This window comes from Sphaerisporangium fuscum (genome assembly GCF_018531465.1).
In the GTDB taxonomy this organism is placed as follows: domain Bacteria; phylum Actinomycetota; class Actinomycetes; order Streptosporangiales; family Streptosporangiaceae; genus Sphaerisporangium; species Sphaerisporangium fuscum.
In genome coordinates, this window is record NZ_JAHDTF010000006.1 from 131775 (window position 1) to 153080 (window position 21306).

22 protein-coding genes are annotated in these 21306 nt (G+C 70.7%); 18 read left to right on the plus strand and 4 right to left on the minus strand.

Features of this window, described 5'->3' with window-relative positions; genetic code table 11:
- Nucleotides 1–56 precede the first annotated feature (56 nt).
- Both KIK05_RS09660 and KIK05_RS09665 read left to right on the plus strand, forming a co-directional pair.
- Nucleotides 57–1286: a PEP/pyruvate-binding domain-containing protein gene (locus tag KIK05_RS09660; protein WP_214410259.1), complete on the plus strand. Its 1230-nt coding sequence runs from the start codon at nucleotides 57–59 to the stop codon at nucleotides 1284–1286.
- 11 nt (nucleotides 1287–1297) lie between these two features.
- A complete protein-coding gene (locus KIK05_RS09665; protein WP_214410260.1) occupies nucleotides 1298–1906 on the plus strand; it encodes a histidine phosphatase family protein in 609 nt (202 codons plus the stop codon).
- A 112-nt stretch (nucleotides 1907–2018) separates the two neighbouring features.
- On the opposite strand, the gene KIK05_RS09670 is transcribed toward KIK05_RS09665, so the two are convergent.
- Complete coding sequence (locus tag KIK05_RS09670) at nucleotides 2019–3173, minus strand: FAD-dependent oxidoreductase (protein ID WP_214410261.1); 1155 nt, start codon at nucleotides 3171–3173, stop codon at nucleotides 2019–2021.
- Between the two features lie 53 nt (nucleotides 3174–3226).
- Between KIK05_RS09670 and KIK05_RS09675 the strand changes: the two genes are divergently transcribed.
- Nucleotides 3227–3919, plus strand: coding sequence for a TetR/AcrR family transcriptional regulator (locus KIK05_RS09675; RefSeq protein ID WP_214410262.1), 693 nt, complete (start codon nucleotides 3227–3229; stop codon nucleotides 3917–3919).
- 68 nt (nucleotides 3920–3987) lie between these two features.
- On the opposite strand, the gene KIK05_RS09680 is transcribed toward KIK05_RS09675, so the two are convergent.
- Complete coding sequence (locus KIK05_RS09680) at nucleotides 3988–4878, minus strand: LysR family transcriptional regulator (protein ID WP_214410263.1); 891 nt, start codon at nucleotides 4876–4878, stop codon at nucleotides 3988–3990.
- A 70-nt stretch (nucleotides 4879–4948) separates the two neighbouring features.
- Between KIK05_RS09680 and KIK05_RS09685 the strand changes: the two genes are divergently transcribed.
- Entirely contained in the window at nucleotides 4949–5266 is a 318-nt protein-coding gene (locus tag KIK05_RS09685; RefSeq protein ID WP_214410264.1) for a hypothetical protein, read from the plus strand.
- A gap of 5 nt (nucleotides 5267–5271) precedes the next feature.
- Nucleotides 5272–6009: an SDR family NAD(P)-dependent oxidoreductase gene (locus tag KIK05_RS09690; RefSeq protein ID WP_214410265.1), complete on the plus strand. Its 738-nt coding sequence runs from the start codon at nucleotides 5272–5274 to the stop codon at nucleotides 6007–6009.
- Nucleotides 6010–6080: 71 nt separating this feature from the next.
- Here the strand turns inward: KIK05_RS09690 and KIK05_RS09695 are convergent, their stop codons facing one another.
- A complete protein-coding gene (locus KIK05_RS09695; RefSeq protein ID WP_214410266.1) occupies nucleotides 6081–6776 on the minus strand; it encodes a GntR family transcriptional regulator in 696 nt (231 codons plus the stop codon).
- A 166-nt stretch (nucleotides 6777–6942) separates the two neighbouring features.
- Here KIK05_RS09695 and KIK05_RS09700 point away from each other — a divergent pair, with 166 nt between their 5' ends.
- The 13 genes from KIK05_RS09700 (at nucleotide 6943) to KIK05_RS09760 (ending at nucleotide 20271) form a co-directional block, all read left to right on the plus strand.
- Nucleotides 6943–7725 (plus strand): fumarylacetoacetate hydrolase family protein, encoded by a 783-nt coding sequence (locus KIK05_RS09700; protein ID WP_308249839.1) that lies wholly within the window; start codon nucleotides 6943–6945, stop codon nucleotides 7723–7725.
- Between the two features lie 13 nt (nucleotides 7726–7738).
- Complete coding sequence (locus KIK05_RS09705) at nucleotides 7739–8665, plus strand: VOC family protein (RefSeq protein WP_214410268.1); 927 nt, start codon at nucleotides 7739–7741, stop codon at nucleotides 8663–8665.
- Between the two features lie 56 nt (nucleotides 8666–8721).
- Nucleotides 8722–9687, plus strand: coding sequence for an amidohydrolase family protein (locus tag KIK05_RS09710; RefSeq protein ID WP_214410269.1), 966 nt, complete (start codon nucleotides 8722–8724; stop codon nucleotides 9685–9687).
- A 119-nt stretch (nucleotides 9688–9806) separates the two neighbouring features.
- Nucleotides 9807–11036, plus strand: coding sequence for an MFS transporter (locus KIK05_RS09715; RefSeq protein ID WP_214410270.1), 1230 nt, complete (start codon nucleotides 9807–9809; stop codon nucleotides 11034–11036).
- Nucleotides 11037–11047: 11 nt separating this feature from the next.
- Complete coding sequence (locus KIK05_RS09720; protein ID WP_214410271.1) at nucleotides 11048–12538, plus strand: bifunctional 3-(3-hydroxy-phenyl)propionate/3-hydroxycinnamic acid hydroxylase; 1491 nt, start codon at nucleotides 11048–11050, stop codon at nucleotides 12536–12538.
- Complete coding sequence (locus KIK05_RS09725) at nucleotides 12535–13374, plus strand: SMP-30/gluconolactonase/LRE family protein (RefSeq protein ID WP_214410272.1); 840 nt, start codon at nucleotides 12535–12537, stop codon at nucleotides 13372–13374. Before KIK05_RS09720 ends, KIK05_RS09725 begins: the two co-directional genes overlap by 4 nt.
- Complete coding sequence (locus KIK05_RS09730) at nucleotides 13371–15335, plus strand: acetoacetate--CoA ligase (RefSeq protein ID WP_214410273.1); 1965 nt, start codon at nucleotides 13371–13373, stop codon at nucleotides 15333–15335. Before KIK05_RS09725 ends, KIK05_RS09730 begins: the two co-directional genes overlap by 4 nt.
- A gap of 194 nt (nucleotides 15336–15529) precedes the next feature.
- Nucleotides 15530–16747 (plus strand): sensor histidine kinase, encoded by a 1218-nt coding sequence (locus KIK05_RS09735; RefSeq protein WP_214410274.1) that lies wholly within the window; start codon nucleotides 15530–15532, stop codon nucleotides 16745–16747.
- Nucleotides 16735–17379: a response regulator transcription factor gene (locus tag KIK05_RS09740; protein ID WP_214410275.1), complete on the plus strand. Its 645-nt coding sequence runs from the start codon at nucleotides 16735–16737 to the stop codon at nucleotides 17377–17379. The genes KIK05_RS09735 and KIK05_RS09740 overlap by 13 nt, the downstream gene beginning before the upstream one ends.
- Nucleotides 17380–17890: 511 nt before the next feature.
- A complete protein-coding gene (locus KIK05_RS09745; RefSeq protein WP_214410276.1) occupies nucleotides 17891–18982 on the plus strand; it encodes an NAD(P)/FAD-dependent oxidoreductase in 1092 nt (363 codons plus the stop codon).
- A gap of 13 nt (nucleotides 18983–18995) precedes the next feature.
- On the plus strand, nucleotides 18996–19166 hold the full coding sequence (locus KIK05_RS09750) for a hypothetical protein (RefSeq protein WP_214410277.1): 171 nt from the start codon (nucleotides 18996–18998) through the stop codon (nucleotides 19164–19166).
- On the plus strand, nucleotides 19145–19327 hold the full coding sequence (locus KIK05_RS09755; RefSeq protein WP_250562565.1) for a hypothetical protein: 183 nt from the start codon (nucleotides 19145–19147) through the stop codon (nucleotides 19325–19327). The genes KIK05_RS09750 and KIK05_RS09755 overlap by 22 nt, the downstream gene beginning before the upstream one ends.
- A 29-nt stretch (nucleotides 19328–19356) precedes the next feature.
- A complete protein-coding gene (locus KIK05_RS09760) occupies nucleotides 19357–20271 on the plus strand; it encodes an LLM class flavin-dependent oxidoreductase (protein WP_214410278.1) in 915 nt (304 codons plus the stop codon).
- A gap of 29 nt (nucleotides 20272–20300) precedes the next feature.
- Here the strand turns inward: KIK05_RS09760 and KIK05_RS46745 are convergent, their stop codons facing one another.
- Entirely contained in the window at nucleotides 20301–21299 is a 999-nt protein-coding gene (locus KIK05_RS46745; RefSeq protein WP_214410279.1) for a sensor histidine kinase, read from the minus strand.
- Nucleotides 21300–21306 lie beyond the last annotated feature (7 nt).

A 21306-nucleotide genomic window follows, 5' to 3' on the forward strand; every position in this document is an offset into this window, starting at 1 on the left:
CCTCATGATCCACAATCAACGAATTATTGTCAATCATTCGTTGAAAGGCGGGGTGGATGCTCGTGCCCCTCAGGTCGGCTGCCGCCGACACGTGCGGAGGCAAGGCCGGTGCGCTCGGCGCGCTGCTCCGCGCGGGACTGCCGGTTCCCGACGGCTTCGTCGTGCCGTTCGCCGCTTACCGCGCCGCCATCCGCGACCTGGACCTCGAGCGGTCCACCGGCGAGCCGGACCATCTCGACGCCGTGCGGCGGGCGATCGAGGCCCGCCCGGTCCACGCCACCCTGATCGACGCGCTCGGACGCGCGCTCGGCGCGCTCGGCGATCCGCCCGTCGCGGTGAGGTCGTCGGCCGCGCATGAGGACACCGGCCAGACGTCGGCGGCCGGTCAGCACGACAGCTTCCTCGCCGTGCGCGGAGTGGGGGCGGTCACCGGCGCCGTACGCGCCTGCTGGGCCTCGCTGTTCACTTCGCGCGCCGTCGACTACCGGGACGCCGCCGGCCGGCCCTTCGACGATCTCGTCATGGCCGTCCTCGTGCAACGCCATCTGGACGCCGAGGTGTCGGGGGTCATGTTCACCCCCGCGGACCCGGACGACGCGATCCGCATCGAGGCGTCCTGGGGGCTCGGCCCCAGCATCGTCGGCGGCACGGTCACCCCCGATGCCTACCGCGTCGCCGAGGACGGGTCGGTCACCCGCGCGGTCGCGCACAAACGGACCCGCCTCGACCGGCGCGGCGGGCGGCTCGTCATGTCGGACGTGCCCACCCGTGCCCGCGACCGGCCGACGATCGACGACGCGACCGCCGGACTGCTCGCCGAGCTGGGCAGGGAGATCGCCGCCGTCCAGGGTGGACCGCAGGACGTCGAGTGGGCGATCGCCGACGGGCGTACCTGGATCCTGCAGGCACGGCCGGTCACCGCCGCACCCCCGGCGTGGCCCTCGCCCACCGGCCACACCTCGGCCACGCTGACCGGGACACCCGGCAGCCACGGGGTCGTGACCGGCCCCGCCAGGATCGTCCGCGGTCCCCGCGACTTCACACGCGCGCACCCGGGCGACATCATCGTCTGCCCCTTCACCGACCCCGCCTGGACGCCACTGCTGCGCATCGCGGCCGGCGTCATCACCGAAACCGGCGGCGTGCTGTCCCACGCCGCGATCGTCGCTCGCGAGCACGGCATCCCCGCGGTCCTCGGCATCCCGGACGCGACCAGCAAAATCCACGACGGCAGCACCATCACCATCGACGGCGGCACCGGCACCGTCACGGCGGCCGATGCGTGACCGATACTCCAATGAGCACGCGACACCTCTACCTGGCCCGCCACGGCGCGGCCGACGCATTCGGGAACCTCACCGACATCGGCCGCCGGCAGATGGGCCTGCTGGGCGAACGGCTCGCCGGCCTACCGGTCGACACCGTGTGGCACTCTCCGCTACCGCGTGCCGCGGCCAGCGCGCACGAACTCGCCCGGCACCTGCGGAACGCGCCCGTCGCCGAGGCCGCCGAACTCATCGACCATGTGCCCTACGTTCCTCGACCGGCCGAAACGCCCCCATCCTGGGCCGGCTTCTTCGACGGCTACGACGACGCCGAGGCGGCCTCGGGCCAGGAGCTCGCCGACGCCCTGGTCGCCCGGTTCACCAAGTCCCCCGAGATGACAGGGACCCGGCGCGACACCCACGAGGTCCTGGTGACGCACGCCTACCAGATCGCCTGGCTGGTACGGCACGCCCTGGACGCGCCGCCGTCGCGGTGGCTCGGCCTCAACAGCGCCAACGCCGCACTCACGGTCATCGACCACCGCACCGGCCTGCCGCCGACGCTCGTGATGTTCAACGACATGAGCCACCTCCCGGCCGACCTGCGCTGGACCGGGTTCCCCGACGGCATGAGGCCATGAGGCGGCTCCTCGGAGAACGTCCCGATCCGGGGAGGTCGTGCCGGACGGCCGGCTGGAGGTGGCCTCCGGCAGCACAGCTCGCCGCCGCCGGCCGCCAGGTGGCGGTCGGCGGTCAGGATGGCTGAAGTTCGTCGAAGAGGGCGAGGGCCTCGGCAGGGTCAGGGCTCACGAGGCGCTCCAGACCGGCCGTCGTGATCTTCGCCCACCTGCCGGCCCGTGCCCACATCTGTTCCTCGAAGGCGCGGACGGCCTCGTCCAGATCGCCGGGGGCGGCGGCGACGGACTCGGCGAGTTCGGCGCCCTCCAGCATCGCGAGGTTCGCGCCCACCCCCAATGGGGGCATCAGGTGGGCGGCGTCGCCCAGTAGCGTCACCCCGGGGACGTGGGCCCAGATGTGGGACACGGGCAGGACGTAGAGGGGGCGGTGGGCGAAAGCGGTGCCGTGGCGGAGGAGGTCGAGGACGGGGGCGGCCCAGCCGTCGAACAGGGCCAGCAGGCTTGATCGCACGGCCTCGGCGTCGGCCAGGTCCAGGCCCGTGCGTCCGTTCAGGCCCATGTACCGGCCCAGGTCCGTGTGCCAGTCCAGCGGCGCGCGGAACTGGGCGTACACCTTGACGTGGCCGCCGCTGTTGCGCTGGGCGACGAGGGCGCGGTTCACGCCGTACACGGCCATGGAACCGTCGCCGATCAGCCGGGCGAGGCCGGGGTGGCGGGTGTCGACGTCGTCCAGGGACGTCTCGACCACGGTGACGCCGGTGTAGTGCGGCGTCGCGGGCGAGACCGCCGGGCGGACCCGGGACCAGGCGCCGTCCGCGCCGACCACGAGGTCGAACGTCTCCTCTCGCCCGTCGGCGGAACGGACCAGCACGCCATCGCGGGTCCCCGGCACCACCTCCGTCACGCCCCGCCCCCACTGAACGTCCAAGGGGCCGAGCAGCAGGTCACGGAGCTGCCCGCGGTCGATCTCCGGATTGGCACGTTCGTCGGGACGGGGTCGCCAGTCGCGCAGGACGGTCCCGTCCACGTCCAGGATGCGCATGGCCTGCCCTTCGGGACGGGACAGCGCCTGGAACTCCGCCAGGAGCCCCGCCTTGCTCAGCGCGAGCTGGCCCAGCTCTTCGCGCAGGTCCAGCGTGCCGCCCGGGGGACGGGCGTCGGGGGCGGGATCGCGTTCGATTACGGTGACGGGTTGGTCGTGGCGGTGCAGGACGCGGGCGAAGGTAAGGCCGGCGGGGCCGCCCCCGATCACGGCGATACGATGTCTCATGTCGATACACTGTATTTCTTCGATACGCTGTATCGCAACAGTACGATGTACCCATGACTGTGTGGGACCGGCCGGAGCCGCCGACTCGCCCCGTCCCGCTCGACCGCGAGCGAATCGTCGCCGCCGCCATCGCCCTGGCCGACGAGGGCGGGCTGGAGGCGGTGTCGTTGCGCAAGGTCGCCGCCCGGCTCGACGCCGGGCCCATGCGGCTGTACGGGTTCATCTCCAGCAAGGAAGAGCTGTTCGACCTCATGGTGGACGAGGTCCACGCCGAGATCCTCCCGGAGGAGCAGCCCGGCGACTGGCGGGAGGTCCTGCGCGTGCGCGCCCACCGCACCAGGCAGGCCGCCCTCCGTCACGAATGGCTGGCCGACCTGCTCGGCGGCCGTCCCACCCTGGGTCCGAACGCCCTCGCCGTGACCGAGGCCACGCTGGCCGCTCTCGACGGGCTCGCCGACCTGGAGACCGTCATGCGCGCCGTGGAGACCGTCGGCGCCTACTTCACCGGCGCGATCAGGCGCGAGATCGCGGACCTGCGGGCCGAGCGCGCCACGGGCCTGTCCAAGCGCGACTGGCAGCGCGCCTCCGGCCCGCACCTGATGAGGATGCTGGCCACGGGCCGCTTCCCCGCGCTGGCCAAGGCCGTGCACGACGGCCCGGAGATGGATCCCGAGACGTCCTTCGCGGCCGGCCTGGACTGGGTCCTCGACGCCGTGGCCGCCAAACTCGCCCGGCCACCGGCGTGACCCTCAGTTGGAGCCGGCGTTGCCCGCCACAGCACGAGGGCCGGCGGTTCAAGCCGCCCGGGAGACCGTCATCGGGTGGAAGCCGAAGGTAGCTTCTGTACCCGTCCCGAGATCGTCCGGTGCGACCGGGCATCCAGCGCGGCGGCCACGAACGACGCGACCAGCGGCCTGCGCTCGTGCTCGTTCCAGGCGAGCACGAGACTGCTGGGCGGCGCGTCGGCCACCGGGACGCAGACCAGGCCGGCCGGGGCCGGTTCGACCAGTGAGCGGGGCAGTACCCCGATCATCCGGCCCAACGCGATCATGTGAAGCAGTTGGACCACGTCGGCGACCTCGGGACCGGCGCCGTTCCCTCCGGGGACCCCTTTCCAGCGCGGCAGCGTCTCGCCCTCCAGATCGGACATGAGCACCGAAGCCTGTGCGGCCAGCCGGTGCCCGGACGGGACGATGGCCACGCGGTCCTCGGCGTGCAGCGTCTCGTGGGCCAGGCCGTCGAGATCGTCGAACGGCGCGTAGAGCAGGCCGACGTCGGCCCGGCCGTCGCGCAGGAAGTCGGAGCGGTCGGCGGGGCCGCTGAACAGGATGTCCACCCGGCGGGCGTCGGGCTGGTGGGCGTATTGAGCCAGGATCCCGGACAGCAGGCCGGCGTCCCCGCCCGGTTTGAGTACCAGCCGCAGGTGAGCCTGGGTGTCGCCCGCGCGCCGGGCGCTCTGGACCGCGGCGCTGACCGCGTTGAGCGCATGCCGCCCGTGTTCCCGTAGCGCCTCCCCGGCCGGGGTGAGCTCGACGTGCCGGCTGGAGCGGACGAACAGCGGGACGCCGAGCCGGGTCTCGATCCGCCGGATCGCCTTCGACAGCGCCGGCTGGGCGATCGAGAGCCGGACGGCGGCCCGGCCGAAATGCAGCTCATCGGCGACCGCCATGAAGTACTCGAGCTCGCGGGTTTCCAGTTCGACCATGCCTGTAGGTTATCGGTGATTGTCGGATCGGTCTTGGACGTCGATGGCATGCGCCCGCGAGAATCGATGCGTGATCAACCATACGATGATCGTTTCCTTCGATCGGCCGCTGCCTGACACCGAGCTCGACCAATACCTCGCAGATATCGAACGAACCATGCTCGACACCGGTCTGGCACAGTCGGTCGTGGCCCGGCGGCACATCCCCATCCCCGGCGAGGAGGCCATCCCAGCGCTGATCGCGACCGCGATCGTGCAGGTTTCCCTGACCGACATCGACACACTGGCCAAGGCGTTCACCGCGCCTGCCCTGCACGAGGTCATCGACCGCTGGCAGTCGCGGCACCCGTACAAGGTCGCCTGGGCGAACCACGAGCCGCTGGCATGAGCGACATGTCTGGAAAGGTGGGGCTGGTCACCGGCGCCGGCAGCGGGATCGGCCGCGCGACGGCACTGGAGTTCGCCCAGAGGGGCGCCTCGGTCGCCGTCCTGGACATCGACGAGGGCACGGCGGCCGAGACCACCGAGATGATCAGGAAAGACGGCGGGGAAGCACTGGCCGTCACCGTCGACATCGCCGACGAACGCTCCGTGCGGGCGGCCGTCGAGCGCACGGTCACGGCGTACGGTCGCCTGGACTTCGCCGTCAACAACGCCGGCATGGCCTCCCACCACCGCCGGCTCGACGAGATGACCCTGAGCGAGTTCGAGCGCGTGGTCCACGTCAACCTGGCCGGGACCTTCCTGTGCATGAAGTACGAGCTGCCCTTGCTCAAAGGCGGCGGCGCGATCGTCAACATCGCCTCCAACGGCGGCCTGTACGCGATCCCGACCGCCCCCGCCTACGTGGCCGCCAAGCACGGCATCATCGGGCTCACCAAGGTCGCCGCCGTCGACTACGCGCCGGGCGACATCCGGGTCAACGCCGTCTGCCCCGGCCCGACCCGCACCGCCGGGTTCGAGAAGGTGGCGGCCGGCCCCGACATGATCACGCGGCAGGAGGCGATCACCCCGCTCGGCCGGCTGGCCACGCCGGAGGAGGTCGCGGCGGCGGCGGTCTGGCTCTGCTCGGACGCCGCCTCCTATGTCACCGGGATCGCGCTGTCGGTCGACGGCGGACGACGGGCCTGAGGGCGTCGTGCTCGGCTCGACGGCATCGCGGGGATCGGCCGCCGCACGAGCGAGCGCGCGTCCGGTGTCGCTCAGGCCCGGTCCGCGTCGAGGTCGCCGCGCCGGCGTCCGTACTCGTCCAGCAGTATCGTCGTGGTGCGCTCGATGTGGTCGCGAAGTGCTTCGACGGTGCCCGGGACGTCTCGCTCGATGGCCCGTTCGCAGAGGAGTCTGTGCTCCGCGGCGATGTCCCGGCCGCTGTGTTCGGTCGGTTCGCGGGCCCAGCACCGGTAGACCTCCGAAGATTCCCGCAACTGGGTCGCCATCTCCCGCAGCCGCTGGTTACGGCACCCCTCCAGGAGGACCTGGTGGAAGCGGGCGTGGGCGCTGAGCCATCGTTCGTTGATGGCTCCGTCCGCGCCGGCGAACGGCGCGCGCGCCAGATTGTGGTGGGCCGCGAGCAGGTCGGACTCCCACTCGATGGACCCGTCCCTGAGGGATTCGGCCACCACATGCGTTTCGATGACCACTCGCGCCTGGGTCAGGTCCCGCAACGCGGCGGGGGAGACCTCGATGACCCGGAACCCCTGCTGCGGCGCGAAGGTGGCGAGCCCCTGCCCCACCAGCCGGGGAAGCGCTTCGCGCAGCACGCCGCTGCTCGCGCCGTAGTCGTCCTTGAGCGCTTCGACGCGTAGCCGGGATCCGGGTCGGTGACGACCGTTGAGGATGTCCGCGCGGAGACGCTGGTAGACGTCCTCGACGCGGGTCGTGCTGCGGGCGGCGGTCATGTCGCAGATCCTACCTGATCTCGCATTGACCGATGAATCTCGAGATTTTATTGACTTGTCGAGATTCCTGGTATTCACTGCTCAAACACATCGGAAGTGAGGACGGACGCCGACAATGAGAACGACGACGCGGTCAGGCCGAATGTGCCTGGTGTCGGGCGACAGCGTGATCGACGTTGCGCGAGCGAGCGCCGGCAGGTTCCCGGCCGATCCGCTCGCGGTCTTCGAGCGCTGGCCCGAGTTCGTGGAGTGGGCAAGGGGGGCGCCCGACGGACCGGCCGCGCCCGCGGGGCCGACCGGGAGCCCCGCGCCCACGCCGCGACAGGTGTTCGCCATCGGGTTGAACTACCGCGACCACGCGGAAGAAGCCGGGCTCGCGCTTCCGGAGTCGCCGGCCACCTTCACCAAGTTCGTCACCTCGATCACGGGCCCGGACACTCAGCTGAGGCTGCCCAGCGCGTTCGTCGACTGGGAAGCGGAGCTCGTGGCCGTGATCGGCAGGCGGGCGGACAAGATCGCAGCCGAGGACGCCTGGCGCCATGTGGCGGGATTGACCGTGGGACAGGACTACTCCGAGCGAGTCGTGCAGTCCGTTGGACCGGTCCCTCAGTTCTCGCTGGGCAAGTCGTTTCCGGGTTTCGCGCCGACCGGGCCGGTCCTGGTGACCGTGGACGAGTTCGCCGACCCTGACGATCTCGCCATCGAATGCCTGGTCAACGGCGAAAGCGTGCAGAAATCACGTACGTCGTCCATGGTCTTCCCGGTCGCCGAGCTGATCGCCCGGCTTTCGGCGGTGTGCCCGCTGCTCCCCGGCGACCTGATCTTCACCGGTACGCCCGCGGGCGTCGGGCACGCCCGTACCCCGCGGCGTTACCTGCGCCCTGGCGATCAGGTGGTCACCCGGATCGAGGGCATCGGGCAACTCCGGCAGACATGCGTCGCGGCATGAGAGGAGCGGTTCCATGGCATTGCACAGGCTGAAGTCGCTGACGGTCGGCGTGCCCGACGTCGCCAGGACAGCCGACTACTACGTCGACTTCGGGCTGGAACAGGTCGCACCGGGCAGGTTCGCCACGGTCGAGGGTGGCGAGCAGTTCATGCTCAAGCCTTCGCGGGTGCGGCGCCTGCTGGGCATGACGATCGCCGTCGACGACACCGATGACCTCGGCCGCATCGCCGCGAACCTGACGAGGCTGGAGGTACCCGTTCAGTGGGACGGAACCACCCTGCGCGCGCGGGAGCCGGTCGCGGACATCGAGTTCGAAGCCACCGTCGAGCCTCGGTCGACGCGCGCCACGGTGGCGGCCACCCCGTACAACGGCCCCGGCCGGCTGGACCGGCCCGACACCCGGGCGCCCGTGCTGTCCAGAGCCGACCCCGTGAGGCCGCTCGCGCTGGGACATGTCGTCATCGGGACCGTCGACCAGGAGTCGACCCAGCGGTTCTTCACCGAAGGAGTCGGGTTCAAGGTCAGCGACGTCGTCACTGGCAGGGCCGCGTTCCTGCGATGTTCCACCGATCACCACAACCTGCTGGTGCAGCAGGCGCCGATCAACTTCCTGCACCACACCTCCTGGCAGGTCGCGGATGTGGACGATGTCGGTCGCGGGGCCATGAGCATGCTCGCCGAGCACCCGGAACGCCACGTGTGGGGACTGGGCCGGCACCACATCGGGTCGAACTTCTTCTGGTACCTCAAGGATCCCGCCGGGAACTTCTCCGAGTACTACTCCGACATGGACGCCATCGTCGATGACCAGCTCTGGACGCCGCGCTCGTTCGAGGGCGTCCGGGCGCTCTACGAATGGGGGCCACCGCCCCCTCCGTCGTTCATCAACCCCGAAGACCTGGCTGCGCACATGACAGGCGCGCACGCGGAAGGCAGCTGAGAGCCGCCGACATGTACGGCTCCGGCAGAAAGGCACGTGCTTTGCGCCTCATCGCCATGGAAGAAGCCTTCGCCATCCCCCAACTGCAGGCCGGCTACCCGGTGCCCAGGACGGCGACCGCCGCCCACTGGGTCGAGCACTGGGCGGCACGGCTGTGTGACTACACGAGACACCGGCTGCCCGACATGGACGAGCACGGCATCGACATCCAGGTGCTCTCGCTGACCGCCCCCGGTGTCCAGTGCTTGACCGACGCCCGGCAGGCGATCACCGACGCCCGCGTGGCCAACGACCACCTGGCCGACGTGATCGCCGCCCACCCGGCCCGGTTCCGCGGCCTGGCCGCGCTGCCGCTCCAGGACCCCGAGGCCGCCGTCGCGGAACTCCACCGCGCCGTCGGCTCACTCGGGCTCAGCGGCGCACTCGTCAACGACCACACCGCGGGCAGCTATCTCGACGACCCGCGCTACGAACCGGTGTGGGCCGCCCTGGAGGACCTGGACGTGCCGCTGTACCTCCACCCGGGCGCCCCGCCGACCGAGACATGGCGGGTGCTCGCGGGCCGCCCCGAGTTGCAAGGTCCCTTGTGGAGCTGGGCCGCCGAGACGGGCGGGCACGCCCTCCGGCTCATCTTCGGCGGGGTCTTCGACCGGCATCCACGGGCCACGGTGATCCTCGGTCACCTGGGCGAATTCCTGCCCTTTCAGCTCGCGCGGCTCGACTCGCGGTACGCCCGGCAGGCACACCAGCCACTTGCCCGCAAGCCGTCGGAGTACTTCGGCGGCAACATCCTGATCACCACCAGCGGCGTGTGTTCTCCTGCCGCTCTCGCCGGCGCGGTCCTGGCGATCGGCGCCGACGCCATCATGTTCGCCGTCGACTACCCCTTCGAAGACACCGCTGAGGCCGTCCGGTTCCTCGAACAGGCGCCGATTAGCGACACCGACCGCGCGAAGATCGGTCACAGCAATGCCGAACGGGTGCTGCACCTGCACAGCCGACCCGATCCGCCGCGAATGTAGGCCGTCGCGGCGGAAGCCGTGACGGCGATGGGCAAAGGAGTCCGTGCGTGAGCACACCACAACCGGGCGTGGGCGCCGACGTATCACCGGGGGCAATGTCTTCTCTGCCATGGAAGGCCATGGCGATCGGGCTGGCCGTCATGACACTGGAAGGCTACGACCTCGTCGCCTTCGGCGCGACGGCACCGATGTTGCTTCAATACAAGCCGTGGGGCCTTTCTCTTCCGGCGCTGGGTGCGCTGGGCGGTCTCACACCCGCCGGAATGCTGTTCGGCGCCCTGCTGGTCGGGCAGCTCACCGATCGATACGGACGACGGCGAACGACGCTGGTCAGCCTTGTGGTCGTCTCGCTGGGAATGTTCACGTGCGCGTTCGCCCTCGACCCGCAGATGTTCGGTGCCGGCCGGCTCGTCGTCGGACTGGGGGTGGGCGCGATCTTCCCCGCGATGGCACCGCTGATCTTCGAGCTCGCACCGGCGGCGCGGAAGAACCTGTGCTCGGCGATCGTGCAGTGCGGCGTCACGGTAGGTGGATCGGTGGCCGCCCTGGCGGCCGACGTCTTCCTGCGCGGACATGATTTCCGGCTGGAGTACCTCATCGGCGGTGGCGCCGGGCTGCTGCTGTTGGCGATGACGTACATCTGGCTGCCCGAATCACCGGCATACCGCGGCGAATCCTCCCACGTGCGGAGCGGGCCTCGGGACGGCGGAATGCGTGTTGTGCTGCGGCCACCGTACGCGGGAACGACAGCGCTGTTCTGCGGCATGGTGACCTGCTCATTCGTGCTCATCTTCGGGATGAACACCTGGTTGCCGCAGTTGATGCGGGCGGCGGAGTATCCCCTGGGTTCCTCGTTGACCTTCCTCATGCTGCTCAATCTCGGCGCGACCGTCGGGGGGCTCGCCATGGCGGTACTCGCCGACCGCGCCGGATCGAAAAGACCCATCATCGCGTGTTTCATCGTCGCCGCGGGCGCCATTGCCGCCTTGAGCATCAAGTCGTCACCGGCCGTTCTCTACCCGATAGTGATGATCGGCGGCGCGGGCGCGATCGGCGTTCAAGGGCTCCTCAACGTGGACATCTCGCGCACTTACCCGGTACACGCCCGGGCCAGTGCGGTAGGCGTCGCGCTGGGAATAGGACGGATCGGCGCGATCGCCGGCCCGACCCTGGGCGGCTTGATACTCGCCGCCGGTCTCGCGCCGCGATGGAACTTCGTTCTCTTCGCGATACCGGCGCTCCTCGGCGCGGTTCTCGCCCTGGCCGATGCGTCAAGAAGGCTCTCACCGCACCAGGGGGAGCCCCATGTCATGCGACCGGCCGAAGAGCCGGCCGGACCGGCACGATGAGAGAGACAGGCATGGACACCTACGACGTCGCCATCGTGGGCTGCGGACCGGTTGGTCTGGCCCTCGCGCGACTGCTGAGCATGAAGGGGCTCCGGGTCGCCGCGATCGATCCGAACCGGATCGTCTGCCACCATCCGCGGGCGACCCACCTCGACGACGAAACCATGCGCACCCTGCAGACCCTGGGCGCGGCCGACATGGAGCAGAGGTTTTTGCGTCAGACCGGATGGACCCTGCACCGGCCGGACGGAGCGCCGTTCCTCGAGTTCGCCATGCCCGTCGAGGAAGCCGGCCAGGGGTGGCGTACCGACTACCAGTTCCATCAACCTGACTTCGAGTCCCGGCTACGCGGTCTGCTCGCGAGCGACCCGCACGTGGATTTGTGGTTCGGCTGGACGGTCACGGCGATCGACCAGGACTCCAGCGCGGTGAACCTCACGCTGGTGGACCGTACGACCAACCGGGTGACCGCGATGAAGGCGGCCTACGCCGTGGGTTGCGACGGCGCCAACTCGTTCGTCAGGCAGGTGATGGGCGCCGACCTCGAGGACCTGCGGGGCACGCAGCGCTCGCTCATCGTCGACATCCATCCTTTCCGGCACCCCCCGGCGCTCCCCCCGGCAACCGGCTTCATCCTGTGCCAGGGACGGCGCCCCGTCACGTACGTGCCGATCTTCCCGCCGATGCTGCGGTTCGAATTCATGCTGCTCGACGGGGACGACGCCGCCGAACTCGAACGCCCGCAGGCGGTGTACGACGAGCTCAGCCGCTGGATCGAACCCGGCAGCTACCGCATCATGCGAACCGACACCTACGAGTGGCACGCCCGGCTCGCGCACGGCTGGCGATCAGGAAGACTGCTCCTCGCCGGCGACGCCGCGCACGAGATGCCACCGATGCTCGGACAAGGCATGTGCTCCGGACTCCGGGACGCGGCGAACCTTGCATGGAAACTCGCCGCCGTCGTCCAGGGCACCAGCGCCGACAGCCTGCTCGACACCTACGAAAGCGAGCGCGCCGCGCACGTCCGCCCGTACATCGTCGAATCAGCGCGCCAATCCAATCTCATCGAATCCTTCGGAACCGACGAGACCCGCCCGGAACCGGCCGGACCCCGGACCCTCGCGCCACTTCGGCCGCCCCTGGGGCCCGGGATCGCCGAGCGGCCGCACGGGGCGGTGGGCCTGCTGAGCCCCCAGCCCCGTGCCGCCGACGGCGCGAAACTCGATGACGCCACCGGATACAACTTCGCCGTCGTCGGCAGGCGGGCCGTGACCGCGGCCGTGTCGCCCGAGGTCGCGAACCTGTGGCGGCGGCTCGGCGTCGTGGTCGTCACGGACACCGGCCCGCACGTCGACGATTGGCTGGCCACGAACTCGGCGACCGCGGCCATCATCCGCCCCGACCGCTACACGTTCGCCCTCGCCGGTGACACGGCGGAACTGGAGACGGCGACCAAGGATCTGTTCCGGATCATGTCGACCCAGGACGTGAGCGCATGAAGCAGTACGCCACCGGAATGACCTGGGGCGAAGGACCACGCTGGCACCACGGGGCGTTGTGGCTGTCCGACACCCAGGGCGGCAAGCTGTGGACGGACCACGACGGAAGCTGGAAAGCCAGGGACCTGGACTCACCCTCCAACGGGTTGTGGTTCCTGCCCGACGGCCGGCTCACCGCGGCCATGATGCACGAGAAGCGCATCGGCGTCTGGACCGGTGAGCGGTTCACGACGTACGCCGACCTCAGCGCCCTGGCCACCGGCCCGCTCGGGGACCTCGTCGGTGACCGGCAGGGCAACCTGTACGTCGACGACGTCGGCTTCGCCGCGCACGCCGGCGAACCACCCCGGCCAGGCCGGCTGCTGCGGGCCGCCACCGACGGCTCGGTAACCGTCGTCGCCGAGGGCATCGAGTTCCCCAACGGTCTCGCCTTCCTCGACGACGGCCGCACACTGATCGTCGCCGAAACCAGCGCGCAACGGCTGACGGCCTTCACCGTCGATTCCGACGGCACGCTCGGCGACCGGCGTCTCTATGCCGACATCGCCGGTCTGGTGGGTGTCGACGCCCGCCCTGACGGAATCTGGGCGACACCCCACGGAGTCTGGGTGGCGACCACGACCGGGCATGCCGTTGCCCTGGTGCGGGACAACACCCTGATCACCACGATCGACACCGGTTCCGCGTTTCCCATCGCGTGCTGCGGCGACGGCGGGGACAGGCTGTTCGTCACCCTCGCCGACACCGGGGGGCGGCCACTGTCCGAAGCTCTCGCGGCCAGGGCCGTCGAGACCACGGTCGCGGTCGTCGAGCCAGCCACGAAGGACACGCCGTGACCGGGCGGCCGTTGTGGGTCCCGTCCCCCGATGAGGTGAAGCAGGCGCGGATCACTGATTTCGCGCGGTACGCGTCGGCCCGCACAGGCCGCGATCTTACGGGCGGGTACCGGACACTGTGGGAGTGGTCGGTGCGGGACATCGACGGCTTCTGGTCAGCGGTGTGGGACTACTTCGGACTGCCTGCCCGCCCGGCGGGGCGACCCTCGCTGGCGACCGAGGCGATGCCGGGCAGCGTGTGGTTTCCGGGAAGCACGCTGAACTACGCGGCCGAGGTGTTCCGCGGTCGAAACGATGCCGACACCGCGGTGGTCGCGATCACCGAGAACGGCGCTCCCGTCGAGGTGGGCTGGGGCGAGTTGCGCCGCCAGGTCGCCTCGGTCGCGGCGGCCCTGACCGATCTGGGCGTGCGTCCCGGCGATCGGGTGGTGGGATACCTGCCGAACTCGGTGGAGGCGGTGGTGGCGTTTCTGGCCACTGCCGGCCTTGGGGCGATCTGGGCCGTGTGCGGCATGGACTACGTGGGTTCGGCCGCGCAGGCGCGGTTCGCGCAGCTCGAGCCGACCGTGCTGATCACCGCGATCCGGTCGGTGCACGGCGGCCGCCTCGTTGATCGCGGCGACGACGTAGCGGGCCTGCGCGCCGCGCTGCCGACCCTGGCCGCCACGGTCGTCACCGATGACGCGGCCTCGGTGCCCGGAGCGATCGCGTGGTCGTCGATCACCGGCGGCGACCGTGAACTGGAACCCGTGCAGGTTCCTTTCGACCACCCGCTGTGGGTGTTGTTCTCGTCAGGGACCACCGGACGTCCCAAGGGACTGGTGCACGGCCACGGCGGCGTCGTCCTCGAGCACCTGAAACAATCCGCGTTCCACCTGAACCTGCGTGCGGGAGACCGCGTCCTCTGGCATACGACGCCGAGCTGGATGATGTGGAACTTCCTCGTCGGCGCTCTCCTGACAGGAGCGACCGTCGTGTGCTACGACGGCAGCCCCGGTTTCCCCCATCCGGACATGTTGTGGCGACTGGCCGCTCGCCTGCGCGTCACAGTGCTGGGCACCAGCCCCGGCTATCTGGCATCATGCCGCGACGCCGGCGTCCGGCTGCGGGAGCACGACCTGCGGCCGCTGGTGCGGGTCGGGGTCACCGGATCGCTGTTCCCGGCCGATCTGCACCGCTGGGTCGCCGACGAGATCGGGCATCGGGTACAAGTGGTCTCCAGCAGCGGCGGGACCGACGTGGTCACGGCCTTCGCCGGCGCGGCGCCCACCACACCGGTGTGGGCGGGCGAGCTGTCGGCACCCTGCCTCGGGGTGGCCGTCGACTCTCTGGGGCCCGATGGGCGGCCCGTCCGGGACACCGTCGGTGAGCTGGCCGTGCGGCGTCCTATGCCGTCCATGCCGGTGCGGTTCTGGAACGACCCCGACGGCGCCCGCTACCGCGCCGCGTACTTCGCCACGTTCCCCGGTGTCTGGCGCCACGGCGACTGGATCACCATCACCGGCCACGGTTCGCTGATCGTCCACGGCCGCTCGGACGCGACCCTGAACCGCCACGGCGTGCGCATGGGAAGCAGCGACATCTACGGCCCCGTCGAGGAGCTCGACGAGGTCGAGGAGGCCCTCGTCGTCGGCGTCGAGCAGCCCGACGGGGGTTACTGGATGCCGCTGTTCGTGACCACGGCCGACGGAGTCGACCTCGACGAGGCATTACGACGGCGCATCACCGAGGCGATCCGCCGTCGCGCCTCCCCGCGGCACGTGCCCGACGAGATCATCTCGGCACCCGGCATCCCGCACACCCGGACGGGGAAGAAGCTGGAGGTCCCGATCAAACGACTGCTCCGCGGCGACGACCCGGCCACCGTGCTCGACCCCGGCAGCATCGACCAACCCGGCCTGATCGACTGGTATCGCGAAATCGGCATCGCACACCGCGCGAAACCGACCGACATGAGGTGATGAACTGCCCCTTTTGTCCGCCGTGCGGGCTGCTGGATGTCGCGAAACCGACGGCGGACCCGTCCGGGGGTGAGTGGCTTTGTGGATCACCCGGAGAACGTACGGCCGGGCGATCCCGCGCCGACAGCCCGTCAACGGGTGCGTCGAAGGTGGCGCGGGCACCACCCCCGGCAGGACCCGCCACAATGTGCGATGTGCAACTCCGCCCGCGCCTCGTCGCCACCAGCGGGGCCGTCCGGCACCTGGTCGTCGGCCTGGGGCTGGGTCTCCTCGCGCTGTTCACCTTCGCCGCGGTGATCATCGTCGCCGCGCTGACGCCCTTCGGGGTGGGGCTGCCCGCGATCCCGCCGCTGACCGTCTGGGCGCGCACGCTGACGTCCTGGCAGCGGCGACGGGTCGCCACGCGCCTGGGCGTGCCACTGCCCACACGCCACCGGCCGCTGGACGGGCCGTTGACGCGGCAGGTCCGCAGCGCTCTGTCCGACCCGGCGACATACCGCGACATCGCCTGGCTGGGCGTGTACGGCGTGATCGGCACGGCCGGCGGCTACGTCGCCGTGGCGCTGCCGCTGTTCGCCGTCAACGCCTTCACCGTCCCGCTGTGGTGGTGGGCGGTGCCGGAGCCGTCCCTGCTCGGCTACCCCATCGACTCCTGGCCCGCGGCGTTCAGCGGAATCGCCGTCGGCCTGGGCTACACGCTGCTCGCCGTCGTACTGCTCGACCCGCTCGCGGCGGCCACCGCGCGGCTCAGCCACGTCCTGCTGCGGCCGCCCAAGAGGGTAAGGCTCGCAGCGGTGAGCGCCGCCCGCGCCGCCGCTCTGGAGGCCCACGAACGGGAGCTCAAGCGCATCGAGCGCGACCTGCACGACGAGACGCAGAATCGCCTGGTCGCGGTGCTCATGAACCTCGGCATGCTGGAGCGTTCACTTGCCGAGGCCCCCGAGCCCGCCAGGCGGCTGGCCGCCCGCGCCCACGACGCCGCCTCCGACGCGCTGACCCACCTGCGCCAGGTCGTACGCACCATCCACCCGCCGGTTCTGACCGAGCGCGGCCTGGACGGCGCGATCGCCGCCCTGGCCGCCGGCTCTCCCGTTCCCTGCACCCTCACCGTCGAGCCGTTCCCCAGACTGCCCGCCGCGGTCGAGACGGCCGCCTACTTCGCCGTCGCCGAGGCGCTCACCAACCTCGCCAAGCACAGCGGCGCCACCCGCGCCCAGGTGCGGCTGCGCGCCGAGGCCGACCTGCTGGTGGCCGAGGTCGAGGACGACGGGTACGGTGGCGCCCGCGCCAGGCCCGGCGGCGGTCTGGCGGGGGTCGACAGGAGAGTCGCGGCCTTCAGCGGCCGTACCCTGCTCATCAGCCCGCCGGGCGGGCCGACCGTGTTGAGAGTGGAGCTGCCATGCGGGTTGTGATAGCCGAGGACGACGCCCTGCTGCGGGAAGGGCTGGTCATGCTGCTGACCAGCGAGGGCATCACCGTGGAGGCCGCCGTGGACAACGCCGGCGACCTGCTGGAGGCGATCGGCGGTTCCGCTCCCGACGCCGTGGTGGTGGACGTGCGCCTGCCACCGGACTTCCGCGACGAGGGCTTGAAAGCCGCCGTCGAAGCGCGCAGGCGGCGACCGGGACTGCCGGTGCTGGTGCTGTCGTCCTACGTGGAGGACAGCACGGCCGCCGAGCTCCTCCACGACGGCGTGGGCGGTGTCGGTTACCTGCTCAAGCAGCGCGTCGGCAAGGTGGGGGAGTTCATCGACGCCCTGCGCAGGGTGGCGGACGGCGGGACCGTCATCGACCCCGAGGTCATCGCGCAACTCCTGGTGCGCAGGCGCTCCAGCGACCCGCTGCACAACCTCACGCCACGCGAGCGGGAGGTGCTGGGGTTGATGGCCGAGGGGCACGCCAACGCGGGGATCGCCCAGCGGCTCGTCCTCAGCGACGGCGCGGTCAACAAGCACATCAGGAACATCTTCGACAAGCTCGGCCTGCCCCCCTCGGAGAACGGCCACCGCCGTGTGCTGGCCGTGCTCGCCTACCTCAAGGCCTGATGGGGCCTGCGGCGGTGCGCAGGGTCAGCGCGGAAGCAGCTGCCGGGCCTCCATCGTCACCGCCCTTCTCACCTCGATCGATTCCTCTTGGCGATTGTTCCATGGCCGGGTTGATCGTGGTCGGTCCGACGCCGGCCACCATCGAGAACACCCTCGGCTTTCGACGCCCAGATCGCCAAGGTCGTGGCAGCCGTACGCGCACGCTGGTCCGACTCCGACCCGAAGAAGGTCCTCTGAACGCGGGCCCCGTCGCTCACGGACCGCCCGGACGCGGCCGGCGACAGCGCTGCCGGACGCGTCCGGGCGTGCCCGCCGGCCCGCTCGACAGCGCCCTGAGCCAAAGGGAGAGGTAATTCGCCCCGCGAACTGAAGGGCGCCCGAATGCCGTCCTCGCCGCCCGGCACGCGAGCCCACCCCTGAACACAGGCGACCGGAGTTGCAGTTCGTGCCACGAACCAATATAGTTCGTGACACGAACTGCAACCTATTTCTTCGTTTGGGGCGTGCAATCATGAGTCGTGCAGTGGTGGTCGTCGGTGGCGGTTACGGGGGTTCGGCGCTCGCCAAGGCGCTGGCCGCCGAGACCGAGGTCGTCCTCGTCGATCCCCGCGACGCGTTCGTCAACACGGCGGGGTCGCTGCGGGCGCTGGCCCGGCCCGACTGGGGGAGCACCATGTTCTTCCCCTACGCCGACTTCCTGACCCGGGGAACCGTGATCCGCGACCGCGCGGTCTCGGTGGATCCCGGTGGCGTCACCCTGGCCTCGGGCGAGCGGATCGAGGCCGGCTATGTGGTCCTGGCCACGGGGTCCAGCTACACCTACCCGGCCAAGCCCGCCGCCGACCCCACCGAGCAGATCCTGGAGGACCTCCGCCTGACCCACAAGGAGCTGGCCGGCGCCGAACGGGTGCTGATCCTCGGCGCCGGGCCGGTCGGCCTGGAACTGGCGGGGGAGATCAAGGAGGTCTGGCCGCACAAGCAGGTGACCGTCGTCGACCCGGCCGAGCGGCTGCTGCCCGGGTTCGAGCCGGAGCTGCGTCACGACCTGCACCGCCAGCTCGACGAGCTGGGCGTCCACCTGCGGCTGGGCACCGAGCTGACCGCGCCGCCGGCCACCGGGCCCGGCCAGGCCGAGACCTTCACCGTCACCACCGGCGGCGGGGAGGAGATCACCGCCGACATCTGGTTCCGCGCCCACGGTGTGCGCGTCAACAGCGACTACCTCGCCGACGGCCGGCTCACCACGCGCAACCGGCAGGGGCAGGTCCCGGTCACCGAGACGCTCAACGTCCGCGGGTACGACCACGTCTACGCGATCGGCGACATCACCGACGTCGCCGAGGCCAAGATGGCCGGGTACGCGATGCAGCACGCCGAGGTGGTGGCGCGCAACATCATCGCCCAACTGCGCGGTGAGCGGCCCACGGCCACCTACCAGCCCTTGCCCCACCCGATGATCCTGCTCCCGCTCGGCTCGCGCGGCGGCGTCGGCCAGTTGCCCACCCCCGACGGCCCGGCCGTCGTCCCGGTCGAGACGGTCGTCCAGTACAAGGGGGCCGACCTGTTCACCGGCCGCTTCACCGAACAGTTCGGCTCCGCCTGAAAGGAGGCACACCATGCGGTACACCCGCCTCGGCCGCAGCGGCCTTTCGGTGTCCCGGCTCGTGCTGGGCACCATGAACTTCGGGCAGGAGACCTCCGAAGCCGACAGTCACGCGCTGGCGCCGACATCGGCGAGGATCCCGCCCACGTCGGACTGGCGTGGCTGCTCGCCCAGGACGGGGTGACCGGGCCGATCATCGGCCCCCGGACGGCCGGGCAACTCGACGGGTCGCTGCGCGCGCAGGAGATCACGCTCGACGACACTACGCTGACCAGGCTGGAGGCGCTCTTCCCGCCGCCCGCGCCCAACGGGGCCGAACCCGCACCCGAGGCGTACGCCTGGTGATCAGGAGATTCGAAAGGAAAGGCAGAACCTTGACCGGACACGACATCGTCTTCGGCTTCGGCGCGCACAGCGGCATCGACGAGGCCCCGGAGCTGCTGCGCATGGCTCAGCAGGCCGACCGCGACGGGCTCGACCTGTTCTCGCTGTCGGACCACCCCTACATCGGCGGACGGCTGGACGCCTACGCCGCCATCGGCTTCATCCTCGGGCGCACCCAGCACATCGCCGGCCTCGCCAACGTCACCAACCTGCCCACCCGGCCCGCTCCCATGCTGGCCAGGACCGTGACGTCGCTGTCGGCCCTGTCCGGCGGCCGCGTCGTGCTCGGCATGGGCGCGGGCGGGTTGTGGGACCGGATCGCCGACATGGGCGTGCCGCGGCTGTCGCAGGGCGACGCCGTGGACGCCTTCGAGGAGGCGATCGTCCTGGTGAAGAAGCTGTCGGGCGGCGGCCCGCCGGTCACCTTCCAGGGCCGCCACTACCAGGTGCACCAGATCGACCCGGCTCCCGTGGCCGCGCCGCCGGTGTGGACCGGGTCGAACGGGCCGAGATCCCTGGCCGCCACCGGCCGGGTGGCCGACGGCTGGATCCCCGGCCACGCGGCCGACTGGCTGAGCGAGCGCTACCGGACCTCACGGCCGATCATCGACGAGGCGGCGGCGGCTGTGGGCCGCGACCCGCGCGAGATCCGCACGATCTACAACTTCCCCGGCCGCATCACCGACCGGCCACTGCCCGCCACCCGTGACCACGAGGGCCGCTGGATCGGCGGTTCGGCCGGCCAGTGGGTCGAGGAGCTGACCGGAGCCGTGCTGGAGCACGACGCGTCGGGCTTCATCCTCTTCTCGGGCAGTCAGGGCACCGCCGACCTGATGACCCTCGGCCGCTGGGCCGGGGAGATCGTCCCCGCCGTACGCGAGGCGATCGCCAAGGAGAACGGCTGAGGCCGGTCCCGCACCACTCGGCCCGCCCGCTATCTGCTGCCCGCCGCCAACGCGGCCGGCCGGGGGAAGCGTGCGACGAACCGCGCCCCGGAGGGGCTGTCCTCGAGGGTGAGGGTGCCGCCGTGCTCTTCGGCGATCTGCCGGGCGATCGGCAGGCCCAGGCCGCTGCCGCCGGTGTCCTTGACGAGCGCGTCCTGCAGCCGGGCGAAGCGCTCGAAGATGACCTCCCGTTGTTCGTACGGCACCCCGCTCCCGTCGTCGTAGATCTCCAGCACCGCGGCGTCGCCCCGGTGCTCGACGGTGACGATGACGGTGGAGCGGGCGTGGCGTTCGGCGTTGTCCATCAGGTTGTGCAGCAGCCGGGTGAGGCCGATCCGCTCCCCGTGGACCATCACGCCGCTGCTGAACCTCCTGACCACCCTGACCTTGTCCTGCCGGTGGTCCAGCTCGCCGTCCACCAGGACGGCGAGGTTGAGCAGGTCGTACTGGCCGACGGCCCCCGCGTCGAGCCGGGAGATCTCCAGCAGGTTGGTCACCAGGTCCTGCAGCCGCTCGAGGGAGTCCAGCAGCCTGCCGGCGGTCTCCTCCCAGTCGGTCTCCTCCCGCCGCATGAGCGCTTCCTCGATCTCGGTGCGCATCGCCGCGAGCGGGTTGCGCAGGTCGTGGGAGGTGTCCGAGGCGAATCTCAGCTGGTCCTGGATGGCCGCCTGGGCCCGCTCCAACGTCTGGTTGGTGGCCTGCGCGAGCTCCTTGAACTCGTCGTCATGGCTCGGCAGCGGGACCCGCTCGCCCAGGCTGGAGGGCCGGATCGTGGTCAGTTTCCCGCTGATGGCGCGCACCGGCTGCAAGGTCTTGCTCATCATCCAGTACGTCCCGAGCGCGGTGGCCGCGATCAGCAGGAGCGAACCGGCGACGAATCCGGCCAGCGCGGCCGAGCTGTCGTAGCGTGGAGGCTGGGGAGCGGCGAGCAGCAGCAGCGTCGCGAAGACGCAGAGCAGCGCCATGACGGCGCTCGCCACGGTGGTCACACGGGTT

What these genes read in the sequence shown, in the direction of transcription:
- KIK05_RS09665 (WP_214410260.1), top strand. Translation starts at nt 1,298, where the DNA reads ATGAGCACGCGACACCTCTACCTGGCCCGCCACGGCGCGGCCGACGCA.
- KIK05_RS09725 (WP_214410272.1), top strand. Translation starts at nt 12,535, where the DNA reads ATGAAGCAGTACGCCACCGGAATGACCTGGGGCGAAGGACCACGCTGG.
- KIK05_RS09745 (WP_214410276.1), top strand. Translation starts at nt 17,891, where the DNA reads ATGAGTCGTGCAGTGGTGGTCGTCGGTGGCGGTTACGGGGGTTCGGCG.
- KIK05_RS09690 (WP_214410265.1), top strand. Translation starts at nt 5,272, where the DNA reads ATGTCTGGAAAGGTGGGGCTGGTCACCGGCGCCGGCAGCGGGATCGGC.
- KIK05_RS09675 (WP_214410262.1), top strand. Translation starts at nt 3,227, where the DNA reads ATGACTGTGTGGGACCGGCCGGAGCCGCCGACTCGCCCCGTCCCGCTC.
- KIK05_RS09670 (WP_214410261.1), bottom strand. Translation starts at nt 3,173, where the DNA reads ATGAGACATCGTATCGCCGTGATCGGGGGCGGCCCCGCCGGCCTTACC.
- KIK05_RS09720 (WP_214410271.1), top strand. Translation starts at nt 11,048, where the DNA reads ATGGACACCTACGACGTCGCCATCGTGGGCTGCGGACCGGTTGGTCTG.
- KIK05_RS09705 (WP_214410268.1), top strand. Translation starts at nt 7,739, where the DNA reads ATGGCATTGCACAGGCTGAAGTCGCTGACGGTCGGCGTGCCCGACGTC.
- KIK05_RS09680 (WP_214410263.1), bottom strand. Translation starts at nt 4,878, where the DNA reads ATGGTCGAACTGGAAACCCGCGAGCTCGAGTACTTCATGGCGGTCGCC.
- KIK05_RS09740 (WP_214410275.1), top strand. Translation starts at nt 16,735, where the DNA reads ATGCGGGTTGTGATAGCCGAGGACGACGCCCTGCTGCGGGAAGGGCTG.
- KIK05_RS09710 (WP_214410269.1), top strand. Translation starts at nt 8,722, where the DNA reads ATGGAAGAAGCCTTCGCCATCCCCCAACTGCAGGCCGGCTACCCGGTG.
- KIK05_RS09695 (WP_214410266.1), bottom strand. Translation starts at nt 6,776, where the DNA reads ATGACCGCCGCCCGCAGCACGACCCGCGTCGAGGACGTCTACCAGCGT.
- KIK05_RS09715 (WP_214410270.1), top strand. Translation starts at nt 9,807, where the DNA reads ATGGCGATCGGGCTGGCCGTCATGACACTGGAAGGCTACGACCTCGTC.
- KIK05_RS09660 (WP_214410259.1), top strand. Translation starts at nt 57, where the DNA reads ATGCTCGTGCCCCTCAGGTCGGCTGCCGCCGACACGTGCGGAGGCAAG.
- KIK05_RS09750 (WP_214410277.1), top strand. Translation starts at nt 18,996, where the DNA reads ATGCGGTACACCCGCCTCGGCCGCAGCGGCCTTTCGGTGTCCCGGCTC.